Annotated in this window: 11 protein-coding genes; 9 read left to right on the forward strand and 2 right to left on the reverse strand. The window is 67.4% G+C overall.

Features of this window, described 5'->3' with window-relative positions:
* Positions 1-167: 167 nt before the first annotated feature.
* Positions 168-1421, reverse strand: coding sequence for a LysR family transcriptional regulator (locus CUJ89_RS37360; RefSeq protein WP_114182404.1), 1254 nt, complete (start codon positions 1419-1421; stop codon positions 168-170).
* Positions 1422-1920: 499 nt separating this feature from the next.
* Here CUJ89_RS37360 and CUJ89_RS37365 point away from each other — a divergent pair, with 499 nt between their 5' ends.
* From CUJ89_RS37365 to CUJ89_RS37405, 9 genes are all read left to right on the forward strand, one after another.
* Positions 1921-2430, forward strand: a complete 510-nt coding sequence (locus CUJ89_RS37365) for a hypothetical protein (protein WP_236655146.1) — start codon at positions 1921-1923, stop codon at positions 2428-2430.
* A gap of 98 nt (positions 2431-2528) precedes the next feature.
* On the forward strand, positions 2529-3833 hold the full coding sequence (locus tag CUJ89_RS37370) for a gallate dioxygenase (protein ID WP_114182406.1): 1305 nt from the start codon (positions 2529-2531) through the stop codon (positions 3831-3833).
* Positions 3834-3959: 126 nt separating this feature from the next.
* Positions 3960-5309, forward strand: coding sequence for an MFS transporter (locus tag CUJ89_RS37375; protein ID WP_114182407.1), 1350 nt, complete (start codon positions 3960-3962; stop codon positions 5307-5309).
* A 68-nt stretch (positions 5310-5377) separates the two neighbouring features.
* A complete protein-coding gene (locus CUJ89_RS37380) occupies positions 5378-6403 on the forward strand; it encodes an amidohydrolase family protein (protein WP_114182408.1) in 1026 nt (341 codons plus the stop codon).
* Positions 6404-6405: 2 nt separating this feature from the next.
* On the forward strand, positions 6406-7089 hold the full coding sequence (gene ligK / locus CUJ89_RS37385; RefSeq protein WP_114182516.1) for a 4-carboxy-4-hydroxy-2-oxoadipate aldolase/oxaloacetate decarboxylase: 684 nt from the start codon (positions 6406-6408) through the stop codon (positions 7087-7089).
* 14 nt (positions 7090-7103) lie between these two features.
* On the forward strand, positions 7104-7811 hold the full coding sequence (locus CUJ89_RS37390) for a substrate-binding domain-containing protein (RefSeq protein WP_114182409.1): 708 nt from the start codon (positions 7104-7106) through the stop codon (positions 7809-7811).
* 226 nt (positions 7812-8037) lie between these two features.
* Positions 8038-9849, forward strand: coding sequence for a tannase/feruloyl esterase family alpha/beta hydrolase (locus tag CUJ89_RS37395; RefSeq protein ID WP_114182410.1), 1812 nt, complete (start codon positions 8038-8040; stop codon positions 9847-9849).
* A gap of 63 nt (positions 9850-9912) precedes the next feature.
* The gene (locus CUJ89_RS37400; RefSeq protein WP_114182411.1) at positions 9913-11130 is read left to right on the forward strand and encodes a porin; all 1218 of its coding nucleotides are present in this window, start codon (positions 9913-9915) and stop codon (positions 11128-11130) included.
* A 356-nt stretch (positions 11131-11486) separates the two neighbouring features.
* Positions 11487-11870, forward strand: a complete 384-nt coding sequence (locus tag CUJ89_RS37405) for a sugar ABC transporter ATPase (protein WP_114182412.1) — start codon at positions 11487-11489, stop codon at positions 11868-11870.
* Here CUJ89_RS37405 and CUJ89_RS37410 read toward each other — a convergent pair.
* Complete coding sequence (locus CUJ89_RS37410) at positions 11753-12670, reverse strand: DUF169 domain-containing protein (protein ID WP_152036709.1); 918 nt, start codon at positions 12668-12670, stop codon at positions 11753-11755. The two genes, CUJ89_RS37405 and CUJ89_RS37410, sit on opposite strands and share 118 nt — an antisense overlap.
* Positions 12671-12755: the final 85 nt, after the last annotated feature.

Below are 12755 nucleotides of genomic sequence, written 5' to 3' on the forward strand. Positions count from 1 at the left end.
CGTGACGCGCATCGCGCGAAGCGGCGGCGCGCCGGGAACAGCGGTATCCCGGTCGTTTATGGCGATACGGCGGCTCGATGCCGGGCTGATCGGCCTGCGTGGGAAATTGTCGGCCGCCGGCTGCCGCACATGCAATGCGAACCCGGCGCGACAGCCATGCGCTCTCTTTATCGCGTGACGGCGGCATGCGGCGAGCGCGCAACTTCGGTCGCGACGACGCGGATCGCGTCGATCAGCGCGCGCGCGGCCGGCGACGGCGGGCTGCCGGTGCGCGTCATCAGGCCGATGTCGCGCGTCGTCTCGCGCATCGGCGGGACGTCGAGGACGGCCAGCAGCCCCGCATCGCACTCGTAGCGCAGCTGCTGCGCGGACAGCACCGCGAGCATGTCGGTGTGCAGCAGCAGGCCGCGGATCACGGCAAGGTCGGCCGATTCAACCGTCGGCATCGGCGGCTTCAGCTTCAAGCGGCGGAACAGCGCGTCGAACAGGCCGCGCGCGGGCGCATGGCTGCGCGGCAGGATCCATTGCGCCCCGGCGAGGCTCTTGATGCCGAGGTTGCGCGCGCCGGCGAGCGGATGATCGCGCCGCGCGAGTACGACGAGGTTCTCCGACATCAAACGTTCGTTCTCGAGATCGCTCGTCGGGTCGCCGGCACGCAGCGCGCCGAGGATGAAGTCGATGTCGCCCGCGCGCACGCCGGCGACGAGCGCTTCGTACGCGCTTTCGTCGGTGATCACGCGCACCTTCGGGAAGCGCGTGACGACGCGCGCGACGGCTTCGGGCAGCATCAGCGTGCGGCCGAGCGGCAGCGCGCCGACGGTCACGACGCCCTGGATGCTGCCGTGCAGCGCCGCGACGTCGTCGGCGACGTGCCGCAATTCGTTCAGCGCGCGCCGCACGTGCAGCAGGAACGTCTCGCCGTCGGTCGTCAGCAGCAGGCCGCGCGGATGGCGATGGAACAGCGCGAATCCCGCGCCGCTCTCGAGAATCCGGATCGCGCTGCTGACGGCCGGCTGCGTGACGCCGAGCGTGCGCGCCGCGCTCGGCATGTGCCGGTGCCGCGCGAGCGTCGAGAACGACTGAAGCCGCCGCGTGTTGAGCAGGTACGCCGGCAGCCCGCCTTCGGCCGTCGCGCGTCGGCGCGACTGGCGTAGCGCGCACCAGTTCGCCAGCGCGCCGAGTTCGGCGAACACGCGCTCGCCGCGCTTCAGCACCGCGCGCCCGACCGGCGTCGCGAGCATGCCCGACGGTTTCCGGTCGAACAGCGGCTCGCCGAGCGCCGTTTCGATTTCCTGCACGGCGCGCGTAACGGCCGACTGCGCGCGAAACAGCGTCGCGGCCGCGCGGCTCACGCTGCCGGCGTCGGCGACGCGCTGCACCGCGTACAGGCAGGCGAGATTCGGGAGTTCGGTGATGTCCATGGGTCGGTTGGGCACGGACAGAGGCCGCATTGGGTGCCGGCCGGTGTGCAGCGCGCCGGGCAGGTGTCGACCGACTTTACCGGAACGGCGGCGCCGCAGCTTGCGTCGTGCTTATCAGTCTATCTGCTTTGTTTATCGGTATCGAATCGTCCGGATCGGCGGTGGCGCCGGCGGACCGAAGTACGGTCGGGCGCGAGCGCCATATCCGGCGGGCTTTCCGGCTATCTGTCAGGTGAATGACTTCTCTAGAAAACGCTTGGCGGTCATGTCATTTCGACGGAATCAAAGGGTTTACCCTGGCTATTTGGTCCGGCCACCGAATGAGTAATTTCGATCCCGGCAGCCGCATCAGCGCAGTTGCCGGCGTATCGGGCCGCCATCTGATTCATTGTTTGTCCGATCACCCCGGGCGTCCCGCCGAGCGAGGCGCCCCTCTGACGAGCGAGGCAGCGCAATGGGACGACAGCACACGTTGGGAGCCGGAAAACCGGCGGGCGGCATGCAGGCCGACGCATCGCCGGGCCGAGCCGCTTTTGCGGAAACGGTGCGGGCGGGCATTCGCGGGGGCCTGACGGGGGCTGTGCTGATCTGGGTCTACGAGGCGCTCGTGTGGGTCGGCGCGCAGCACCTGATGCCGCTCGCCGGCATCCCGCGCAACGCGACGGGGCTCGTGTTCGGCAAGGCCGTGCAGGACGCGCTCGGCATCGGGTCGTACTTCATCGGCACCGCGATTCATTTCGCGTTCGCGCTGTCGTGGGGCATCGTGTTCGCGGCGATCTGGCCGTGGTTCCGCCGGCGCGGCTTTGAAGCGACGTTCGTCGCGCTGTTCTTCGCGATCGTCGCGTGGATCGTGATGCACGCGCTGATCATGATCGCGTCGAGCAACCACCCGAACTACTTCGACCCGAACGTGATCATCGGCGGGTTCATGTCGCACTTTGTCTTTGCCGTCCCGCTCGCGCTGGTCGTCAAGCGCAGCCTCGCGCCGCAGCCATACGGCCGCGCATAGATAGCGCATAGGCAGCGGGCGCGGCGCACACGCATTCATTCTGTCACGGACGGCCGGGCGGGCCGGACCGCATTCGAGCATCACGAAGGAGCATTGGCATGGCACGGATTATCGGAGGCATCGCGGCCTCCCACACGCCCACGATCGGGTTCGCGTTCGACAAGAACAAGCGCGACGACCCGGTATGGGCGCCGATCTTCGAGAACTTCGCGCCGCTAGCCGCGTGGCTCGCCGACAAGCGCCCCGACGTGCTGCTGTTCATCTACAACGACCATGTCACGTCGTTCTTCTTCGATCACTACTCGGCGTTCGCGCTTGGCGTCGGGCCGCAGTGGCATCCGGCCGACGAGGGCGGCGGCGCGCGCGACTTGCCGCCGATCGCCGGTCATCCGGCGTTCGCCGCGCATGTCGGCCAGTCGCTGATGGCCGACGAGTTCGACATGTCGTTCTTCCAGAACAAGCCGCTCGATCACGGCTGCTTCTCGCCGTTGTCGGTGCTGTGCCCGCACCGGCCCGACTGGCCGGTCCGGCTCGTGCCGCTGCAGATGGGCGTGCTGCAGTTGCCGGTGCCGTCCGCGCGCCGTTTCTACCGGCTCGGGCAGGCGCTGCGCCGCGCGATCGAAAGCTACCCGGAGGATTTGCGCGTCGCGATCGTCGCGACGGGCGGGTTGTCGCACCAGGTGCACGGCGAGCGCTCGGGCTTCAACCACCCCGAATGGGACGAACGCTTTCTCGACCTGCTCGAACGCGATCCCGAACGCCTTGCCGGCATGCCGCTCGCCGAATATGCGACGCTCGGCGGCTATGAAGGAGCCGAGGTCGTGATGTGGCTCACGATGCGCGGCGCCTTGCCGGCCGGCGTCGTCTGCCGGCATCGCAGCTACTATCTGCCGTCGATGACGGGCATCGCGACGGCCGTGTACGAGCCGGCCGACATCGACATCGACACGGCGGCGGCCGAACGGCACCGGCAGCGGATGGCGGCCGAGCTTGCCGGCGTCGAGCAGTTGCCGGGCACCTATCCGTTCACGATCGCGAAGGCCGTCGACGCGTACCGGATCAACGACTATCTGCACCGGATGATCGAACCCGCGCATCGCGCGCAGTTCCTGAGCGATCCGGAAGCGAGTTTCGACGCGGCCGGCCTCGGCGAGCAGGAGCGCGACCTGATCCGCCGGCGCGACTGGCTGGGCCTGCTGCGCTACGGCGTGATTTTCTTCCTGCTGGAAAAGCTCGGCGCGGTGACAGGCGTATCGAACCTGCACATCTACGCGGCGATGCGCGGCGAATCGCTGGAGGAGTTCCAGCGGACGAGAAACGCGCCCGGCGCGCTGTATTCCGTCGCGGGCAAGAGCGCGGGGCCGCTTGGCTGGGATGGTGCGGAGAAGAAAGAAAACACCTGAAGGATGACGATCGCGCGAACGGCATCGCGCGCGGTCATACCCGCCGGTTCAGCGGGATATCAAACCATATAAATAGGATGACGAATCGATGTGAAGGTTCGTCGCCGTGGAGACTGGAGATAGACGATGGGAAGCGGAAAGACAATCGACATCAAGTCGTTCATCGACGACCGGCCGGTGACGCGCTACCAGTGGCTGCTGGTCGTACTGTGCTGCCTCGTCGTGATCGCCGACGGGATGGACGTCGCGATCATGGGTTTCGTCGCGCCGTCGATCATCCATGACTGGGCGATCTCGCGGCCCGAGTTCGGCCTCGTGATGAGCGCGGCGCCGATCGGCCTCGTGATCGGCGCGCTGGTGGCCGGCCCGAGCGCGGACCGGTTCGGGCGCAAGCGCGTGCTGATCGCGTCGGTATTCCTGTTCGGCGTGTTCACGATCGTGACCGCCCAGGCGCACTCGCCGTTCGAGATGGCGATGCTGCGGCTGCTGACGGGCATCGGCCTCGGCGCGGCGATGCCGAACACGACAACGCTGCTGTCGGAATACGCGCCGAAGCGGAAGCGCGCGCTGATGATCACCGTGATGTTCACGGGCTTCAACCTCGGTTCGGCGCTGATCGGCTTCGTCGCCGGTTGGCTGATTCCGGTGCACGGCTGGCGCGCGGTGCTGCTGTTCGGCGGCGCGTTGCCGCTGCTGCTGATTCCGCTGCAGCTGTGGCTGCTGCCCGAATCGGCACGGCTGCTGGCCGTGCGCGGCGCACCGTCGCAGCGCATCGCCGCGTTGCTGAACCGCGTGTGCGGCGGGCAGTTCAGCGGCAACGAGACGTTCGTGTCGAACGAGCCGCCGCTGCCGACGCGCAAGCCGATCGGCGTGCTGTTCTCGCAAGGCTACGGGTTCGTCACCGCGTCGCTGTGGATCACGTATTTCATGGGCCTGCTCGTGATCTACCTGCTGACGGGCTGGCTGCCGACGCTGATCAAGGACGCGGGCCTGTCGGTCAGCACGGCCGCGAATGTAACCGCGATGTTCCAGATCGGCGGCACGATCGGCGCGATCGGCGTCGGCTGGTTGATGGACAAGGTGCGGCCGGCGCCCGTGATCGGCGTCGCGTATCTGGGCGGCGGGCTGTGCGTGGCCGTGCTCGCGTGGGCCGGTGCGCTGTCGTCGTCGCTCGCGCTGCTGGTGTTCGCGGCCGGCTTCTGCATGAGCGGTGCGCAGACGGGGCTGAACGCGTATGCGCCGGGACGCTACCCGACCGTCGCGCGGGCGACCGGCGTGAGCTGGATGCTCGGAATGGGGCGCTTCGGCAGCATCTTCGGCTCGGCGATCGGCGGCGCGCTGCTCGGGCTCGGCTGGAAGTTCGACGCGATCCTGTCGATGCTCGCGGTGCCGGCCACGCTGGCCGCGATCGCGATCATGACGTCGCAGCGCGCGCCCGCACCCGAACCGCAGGAACTGGAAAGCCCGGCGCACTGACCGGGCCGCGCAGAAGCAGCGCGGCTTTCGGCAGGCGGCCGGACACGTCATCACACGCAGGAGCATGCATGATCATCGATATTCACGGCCACTACACCACCGCGCCGAAGGCGCTGGAAGCGTGGCGCAATCGCCAGGTCGCGGCGATCAACAGCCCGTCGGAGCGGCCGAAGGTCTCCGAGCTGAACATCGGCGACGACGAACTGCGCGAATCGATCGAGCTCAACCAGCTCCGGCTGATGCGCGAGCGCGGCCTCGACCTGACGATCTTCAGCCCGCGCGCGAGCTTCATGGCGCATCACATCGGCGATTTCGCGGTGTCGAGCACGTGGGCGGCCGTGTGCAACGAGCTGTGCTATCGGGTTCACCGGCTGTTTCCCGATCACTTCGTGCCGGCCGCGATGCTGCCGCAAAGCCCGGGCGTCGATATCGAGACCTGCATTCCGGAGCTCGTCCGGTGCGTCGAGGAATACGGCAACGTCGCACTCAACCTGAATCTCGATCCGTCCGGCGGCCACTGGACGAGCCCGCCGCTGTCGGACCGCTATTGGTATCCGGTCTACGAGAAGATGGTCGAGTACGACATTCCCGCGATGATCCACGTGAGCACGAGTTGCAACGCGTGCTTCCATACGACGGGCGCGCACTACCTGAACGCCGATACGACGGCCTTCATGCAGTGCCTGACTTCCGACCTGTTTCGTGACTTCCCGACGCTGCGCTTCGTGATTCCGCACGGCGGCGGCGCGGTGCCGTATCACTGGGGACGTTTTCGCGGGCTCGCGCAGGAGCTGAAGAAGCCGTTGCTGAAGGACCATCTGCTGAACAACGTGTTCTTCGATACGTGCGTGTATCACCAGCCCGGCATCGACCTGCTGACCGAGGTGATCCCGGTCGACAACATCCTGTTTGCGAGCGAGATGATCGGCGCGGTGCGCGGGATCGATCCCGAGACCGGCTACTACTACGACGACACGAAGCGCTATATCGAAGCGTCGTCGCTCGATGCGCACGCGCGGCACAAGATCTACGAAGGCAATGCGCGACGCGTGTATCCGCGTCTGGACGCGCAACTGAAAGCGAAGGGGCAGTGATCATGAATGAACTCGGCGTGGTTTACCGCACGATCCGCCGCGCGGACCCGGACGTCGCGGCGCGGCTCGGTGCGCTCGGCTCGGCGACGGTGCACGAGGCGATGGGCCGCACGGGCCTGCTCAAGCCGTACATGCGGCCGATCTATCCGCGCGCGTTGGCGTCCGGCACGGCCGTCACCGTGCTGCTGCATCCAGGCGACAACTGGATGATGCACGTCGCGGCCGAGCAGATCCGGCCGGGCGACGTGGTCGTCGCGGCGATTACCGCGGACTGTACCGACGGCTATTTCGGCGATCTGCTCGCGACGAGCTTCAAGGCGCGCGGCGCGCATGCACTGATCATCGATGCGGGCGTGCGCGACGTCGCGGTGCTCGATGCGATGCAGTTCCCGGTCTGGAGCAAGGCGATCTCGGCGAAAGGCACGATCAAGGCGACGCTCGGCTCGGTGAACGTGCCGGTCGTGTGCGCGGGCGCGCTCGTCAATCCCGGCGACGTGATCGTCGCGGACGACGACGGCGTGGTCGCGGTGCCGGCCGCGCGCGCGGCCGACGTGCTCGACAAGGCGATCGCGCGCGAAACGAACGAAGCCGCGAAGCGCGCGAAGCTCGCGTCGGGCGTGCTGGGTCTCGACATGTACGACATGCGCGAGCCGCTGCGCCAGGCTGGCCTGCGCTACATCGACTGATGCGGGGGGCGACGATGGTGCAGACCATCCACGCGGCGGCTGCCGTTACCGGAATTTCGTCGATGGCGACGCGGCCGGTGCTGGCACGACTGGCCGCTGCGTATGCGGACGAAACGGGATGTCGCGTATCGGTCACGTCGGTCGGCGGTGTCGACGCGGCGCGGCGTGTGCAGGCCGGCGAGCCGTTCGATTTCGTGGTGCTCGCGTCGGATGCGATCGAGCGGCTCGCGGCCGATGGCCATGTCGACGGGGGCAGCCGCGTGGCGGTCGCGTGCTCGGGTATGGCGGTCGCGGTGGCGGCGGGCGCGGCGCGGCCGGATATCGGCACCGAAACCGCTCTTCGCGACGCGATCCTGCAGGCAGGGCGGATCGGCTATTCGACGGGGCCGAGCGGTACGCACCTGCATCGCCTGTTCGCGTACTGGGGCATCGCGGACGCGATCGCGCCGCATGTTGTCCAGGCGCCGCCGGGCGTGCCGGTCGGTACGCTGATCGCCTCCGGCGAGGTCGATCTCGGTTTTCAGCAGTTGAGCGAGCTGATGCATGTGCCGGGCATCGAAGTCGTCGGTGTGCTGCCTGAGGCGGTTCAGGCCGTCACGGTGTTCGCCGCCGCGGTGTGCCGTACGGCGCACGATCGCGCTGCCGCCGCGTCGTTTCTCGCATATCTGGCGTCGCCGCAGGCCGATCGCGTCAAGCGCGACTGCGGGATGGAACCGGCGTAAGGCCGGATGACAGGGTAGCCGCAGTGTCGCACCGGAATCGATAAACGAATCAGATAGGAATCGGCATTCTTCGCAACGCTTGCATGAAATGAGCTTAGTTATGCTGAGTAAGAAGTGGAGAAAGGGACGATGTCATTTTCTCGATGTATCGCAGGATCTTCGTGAAGTCGCCGCCGCTTCTCTTAAGGAAGATGCGGCATGCCAACCAGAACGACAGGAGACAGAAATGCAGACGAACTGCAGGGCAGGGTGGAGCGTGCGCGTATGGCATTGCGCGGCAGGTGTCAGGCGCGATGCGCTGATCCGGATGCTGGCGATTGGCGTTGCGTGGTTGTGTATGGCAATGGCCGGCTGGCCGGGCACGGCGAGTGCCGCGACTGCAACCGGCGGCCTCGCGAACCTTCCGGCGGTGATGCCCGCGATGTCGTGCCCGGCTGTCGCGGCGCTCGACCTGAGCGGCGTGACCGACGGCACCGTCACGATCACGTCGGCGGTGCTGCTGCCCGCCGGCACGGTCGTCGGCAACAACACGCTGCCGGCGCCCATGTGCGACGTGAAAGGCACGATCGGCCCCGGCGCGTCGCTGTTCGAACTGCAACTGCCGACCCAGGGCTGGACGCAACGCTATCTGCAAACGGGCTGCGGCGGACTGTGCGGCAACCTGTCGGTCAATGCACCGATGGCGTCGACCTGCGTGCCGGTGACGAACGGGACGATCGCAATGGCCGCGACCGACATGGGCCACGAAGGCGGCAACGACGGCGCGTGGGCGCTCGACCCGAAGGCGAAGCTCGACTTCGCGTATCGCGCCGAGCATGTCACCGCGCAGGTGGCCAAGGCGATCATCGGCAAGTTCTATGCGCGGCCCGCGCGCTATGCGTACTTCGATGGCTGCTCGGACGGCGGCCGCGAAGCGCTGATGGAAGCGCAGCGCTTCCCCGACGATTTCGACGGCATCGCGGCCGGCGCGCCCGCGAACGACCTGATCGTGCAGAACACGTTCCATCACGCATGGCCGGCCGCGGTCAACACGGATCCGAAGACGGGCAACGCGATCCTGCTCGCCGGCAAGCTGCCGATGCTGCATGCAGCAGTGCTGAAGGCGTGCGACAGGCTCGATGGCGTCGTGGACGGCGTGATCGACAACCCGCGCGCCTGCCGGTTCGACCCCGCGACGCTGGTGTGCGCGGCAGGGCAATCGACCGCGACGTGCCTGACGCCGCAGGAAGCCGACGTCGTGCGTCGGATTCACGACGGTGCGACAGCCGCGAACGGCATGCGTCTCGAACCGCTCGTGTCGCGCGAATGGGGCTCGGAGCTGAACTGGAGCCTGTTCGTGCCGGCGACCGCCACGACGCCGAGCGGCACGATCAGCTTCGTGCTGCCGTTCCTGCGCTATCTCGACTACTACAACGCGTCGTATCCGTCCGCGACGATCGGCGACCTGAAGTTCACGCTCGACGCGTTCGTGAAGACCGTGCCGGTGTCGAACTACCTGGCCGCGACCGATCCGGACCTCGGCCGCTTCGCCGGCCGCGGCAGCAAGCTGCTGATGTGGCACGGGCTGGAGGATCAGCACATCTCGCCGCGTTCGAGCATCGCGTATTACGAAGCGATGAAGAAGACCATGGGCGACGCGCAGGTCGACCGCTTCGCGCGTTTCTATCTGTTCCCGGGCGTCGCGCACTGCGGCGGCGGGCAGGGGCCGAACGTGTTCGACATCCTCACGCCGCTGATGGCATGGACCGAGACCGGCGCGACGCCCGGCCGGATCGTCGCATCGATCGTCGATGCGAACGGCAACACGACACGCACGCGCCCGGTGTTTCCGTACCCGGCCACCGCGCGCTACACGGGCAGCGGCAGCACCGACGACGCGGCCAGTTTCGTTGCCGATATGCCGAAGGCCGACCCGTATGTCGACCTGCACTGGGCCGGTGAATGGCTGTACTCGCCGGGCTACGAGGCGCAGTGCCAGGTCAAGGGCTCGCAACTCGTCTGCACGGGCGGCAACGGCTGGCGTGCGTATCGCCCCTGACCGGACGGCAAACCGCCATCACAACAACCCACGACTTAACCAGGCAAGGAAGGAGACGGATCGATGAAGAAGCAGGCATGGCGGGTGGTGCTGACATCCGGCGTCGCGATGGCGGTGGTCGCACCGGTGTTCGCGCAGAGCAGCGTCACGCTGTACGGCATCGTCGACAACGGCATCGGCTACCAGAGCAACGCGACGACGGTCGGCTCGACGAGCGGCGGGAAGTCGGTCGTCAGGATGAACCAGGGCGTCTGGGCCGGCAGCCGTTTCGGGCTGAAGGGCAGCGAGGATCTCGGCGGCGGCACGAAGGCGATTTTCACGCTCGAGTCGGGCTTCAATTCGGCGACCGGCGCCGCGCAGTACACCGATGCGATCTTCGGGCGGCAGGCATGGGTCGGGCTGACGCATGCCACCTACGGCACGCTGACCGCGGGCCGGCAATATGCGTCGTACTACCAGACGATGTCGCCGTTCAGCCCGACCACGTGGATCACCGGCTACTACGGTGCGCACCCGGGCGACGTCGACGGGCTCGACACGATCTACCGTGCAAACAACACGATCGAGTACACGTCGCCGAAATGGTACGGCGTGACGCTGAGCGGGTCCTACTCGCTCGGCGGCGTGGCCGGCAGCACGAACGCAGGTTCGACGTGGGCGACCGGCATCCAGTACGCGGCCGGCCCGCTCGGTGTCGGCGTCGCGTTCGAGCGCGTGAACAACGCGAATACGGCCGGCGGTGCATGGGGCGCGAATTCGACGACGTCGAACGGAGGCGCGCAGATTGGCGTATCGGCGGTTACGAACGGCTACCAGACCGCGAAGGCGCAGCAGCGGTTCGCGGTGGGTCTCGGCTACCGGTTCAGCGATGCCTGGGACGCGACGGCCACGTACACCAACACCGAATACATTCCGGGTGCGGCGTCGAAGTTCTTCAATACGGCAACCTTCAACACGGCCGGCGCCGTGCTGCACTGGAAGCCGTCGGCAGTCTGGGATTTCGGCGCGGGCTATGCGTACACGCGTGCGACGGAGTCGAACGGCATCACCGACAGCGCGCAGTATCACCAGTTCAACCTGTCGCAGTACTACTCGTTGTCGAAGCGCACGGGACTATACCTGCTCGAAGCGTATCAGCATGCGAAGGGAAAGACGCTCGGCACGAGCGGCGCGGGCAGCATCGTCGACGCGACCGCGACGCTGGGCGACGGGTTCAACACGGTGCCGTCGTCGACCGGCAACCAGTTCGCATTCGGCGCCGGGATCATTCACCGGTTCTGATGCGGGCGTGACCGGGCATGCGCCTCCGGCCTGGACAGCCGGAGGCGCGGCGTTGCGGTTCGGCGCGTCCTTCGGGATCGCCATCATGTCGAACCGCAGCGTCGAAGCCGTATGGCAGGCGCGCCCGGGGAGGCGGCGTTGAAGCGGATCAAGGGGTCCGTACAAGCCGGCAGGGTTGGGGCGCGACAGGTGCCGGAGCGGATGGCCGGGCGCCGTGAAGTGGAAGATACTTGGCCTATCCGGCCGACCCGCGAGTTGGGGTGTCGGCCGATCATCGACCCGGCTGCACGATCGCGGGCCATCAGCCGACGTGATGCCGCGGGTCCGATCCGCGGCCGCGGAAAACGGAGATCACCATGCACAAGCTGTTGCCGATGACGATTGCATTACTTGCCGGATGCGGCATCAGTGCGGGATCGCTCCACGCTGCCGGTAGCATGGATGCGCTGCCCTGCAGCGCGGCGAATACGGCGAACGCGGTGGATCAGGGCGGGAACGCCGCGATGCCGGGCACGTCGGTCCGCAGCTTTTCGACCGGCGGTTGCTCGGGCGCGGTGCTGCAGGGCGAACGGGCCACGGCGACGGTCAACGGCGACAAGGTCGAACTGCGGGACGGCACCGTCTATGTGAACGGCCGGTCGTACGGCGCCGTCACGCCCGCGCAGACGGTCGAATATGAGGCCGCGCATGACAGGCGCACGTTGAAAGTTGACGGAAAGGTTCGCGAGCCGCTGCGCTGAGCGCCGGTTCCGGCTCCCGTCAGCCGCGACGCGTCACGTCGTTTTCGGGTAACTGACTCCATCCCTGCGCGAACATCCTGCTGGATGCCGTACTGCGCGAACGGGTAGCGCAGCCCGTTCCGCGACAGCGCCTCCATCCCGGCAATGGCCTGTTCCAGTGCATCCGGCGCCAGCGCCATCAGCATCTCGTCATCCAGCACGCCGCCGTAGCGGCGCTCCGCATAGCACGGAATCGACAGGCTCGGCTGCCCGGTCGCCAGCGCGCGCCCCCACGAATCCGCGCACGCCGATTCGCCGACCACGCTCCAGTCGAAGCGCTTGTACCCCGACCATTGCAGCCCGTTGATGAAGTACATCATCGCGCCGGGCGTCGCGTAGAACAGCGCGATGTCGGGCTCGATGCGGCCGGCTGCGAGCGGCGACACGACGAGCGCTTCGTACTTGCCGTCCGGCACGCAGTGCATCGCGGCCTGATGGGCGCGCGAGTCTTCCTGCGTCGCATACCAGACACCCGCCATCTGCTGGCCGGACGCCCACTCGGCATCCTTCGCGTGGCCGAGCCCGATGACCGACCGGCATTGCGCGCCGACCAGGTCGTCGGCCGTGATGCCGAGCGTGAAGCCCAGTCGCGCGGTTTGCCCGACGATCTGGTCCAGCGAGTGGATCGCCTTCGGGCGGCGAATGCGCGGGACGGCTTCCATGTCCTCGCACCGTTCGAACAGCTTCATCCCGAACGGGATGCTTCGCAGCTTGAGCAGCCGTTCGAGGTCCGCCGACAGTTTTGCGAGCGCTTCTTTCATGTGGGGTTCTCCGGAATTCGCTGGCCCAGTGTAGCGATCCGCGCCAGCCCCTTCAACTCGCCGGGGGGGCGCCGCGAGCACGCCC

Source organism: Burkholderia pyrrocinia (assembly GCF_003330765.1).
Taxonomy (GTDB): Bacteria; Pseudomonadota; Gammaproteobacteria; order Burkholderiales; family Burkholderiaceae; genus Burkholderia; species Burkholderia pyrrocinia_B.

What these genes read in the sequence shown, in the direction of transcription:
- CUJ89_RS37380 (WP_114182408.1), top strand. Translation starts at nt 5,378, where the DNA reads ATGATCATCGATATTCACGGCCACTACACCACCGCGCCGAAGGCGCTG.
- CUJ89_RS37410 (WP_152036709.1), bottom strand. Translation starts at nt 12,670, where the DNA reads ATGAAAGAAGCGCTCGCAAAACTGTCGGCGGACCTCGAACGGCTGCTC.
- CUJ89_RS37365 (WP_236655146.1), top strand. Translation starts at nt 1,921, where the DNA reads ATGCAGGCCGACGCATCGCCGGGCCGAGCCGCTTTTGCGGAAACGGTG.
- CUJ89_RS37375 (WP_114182407.1), top strand. Translation starts at nt 3,960, where the DNA reads ATGGGAAGCGGAAAGACAATCGACATCAAGTCGTTCATCGACGACCGG.
- CUJ89_RS37405 (WP_114182412.1), top strand. Translation starts at nt 11,487, where the DNA reads ATGCACAAGCTGTTGCCGATGACGATTGCATTACTTGCCGGATGCGGC.
- CUJ89_RS37400 (WP_114182411.1), top strand. Translation starts at nt 9,913, where the DNA reads ATGAAGAAGCAGGCATGGCGGGTGGTGCTGACATCCGGCGTCGCGATG.
- CUJ89_RS37390 (WP_114182409.1), top strand. Translation starts at nt 7,104, where the DNA reads ATGGTGCAGACCATCCACGCGGCGGCTGCCGTTACCGGAATTTCGTCG.
- CUJ89_RS37370 (WP_114182406.1), top strand. Translation starts at nt 2,529, where the DNA reads ATGGCACGGATTATCGGAGGCATCGCGGCCTCCCACACGCCCACGATC.
- ligK (WP_114182516.1), top strand. Translation starts at nt 6,406, where the DNA reads ATGAATGAACTCGGCGTGGTTTACCGCACGATCCGCCGCGCGGACCCG.
- CUJ89_RS37360 (WP_114182404.1), bottom strand. Translation starts at nt 1,421, where the DNA reads ATGGACATCACCGAACTCCCGAATCTCGCCTGCCTGTACGCGGTGCAG.
- CUJ89_RS37395 (WP_114182410.1), top strand. Translation starts at nt 8,038, where the DNA reads ATGCAGACGAACTGCAGGGCAGGGTGGAGCGTGCGCGTATGGCATTGC.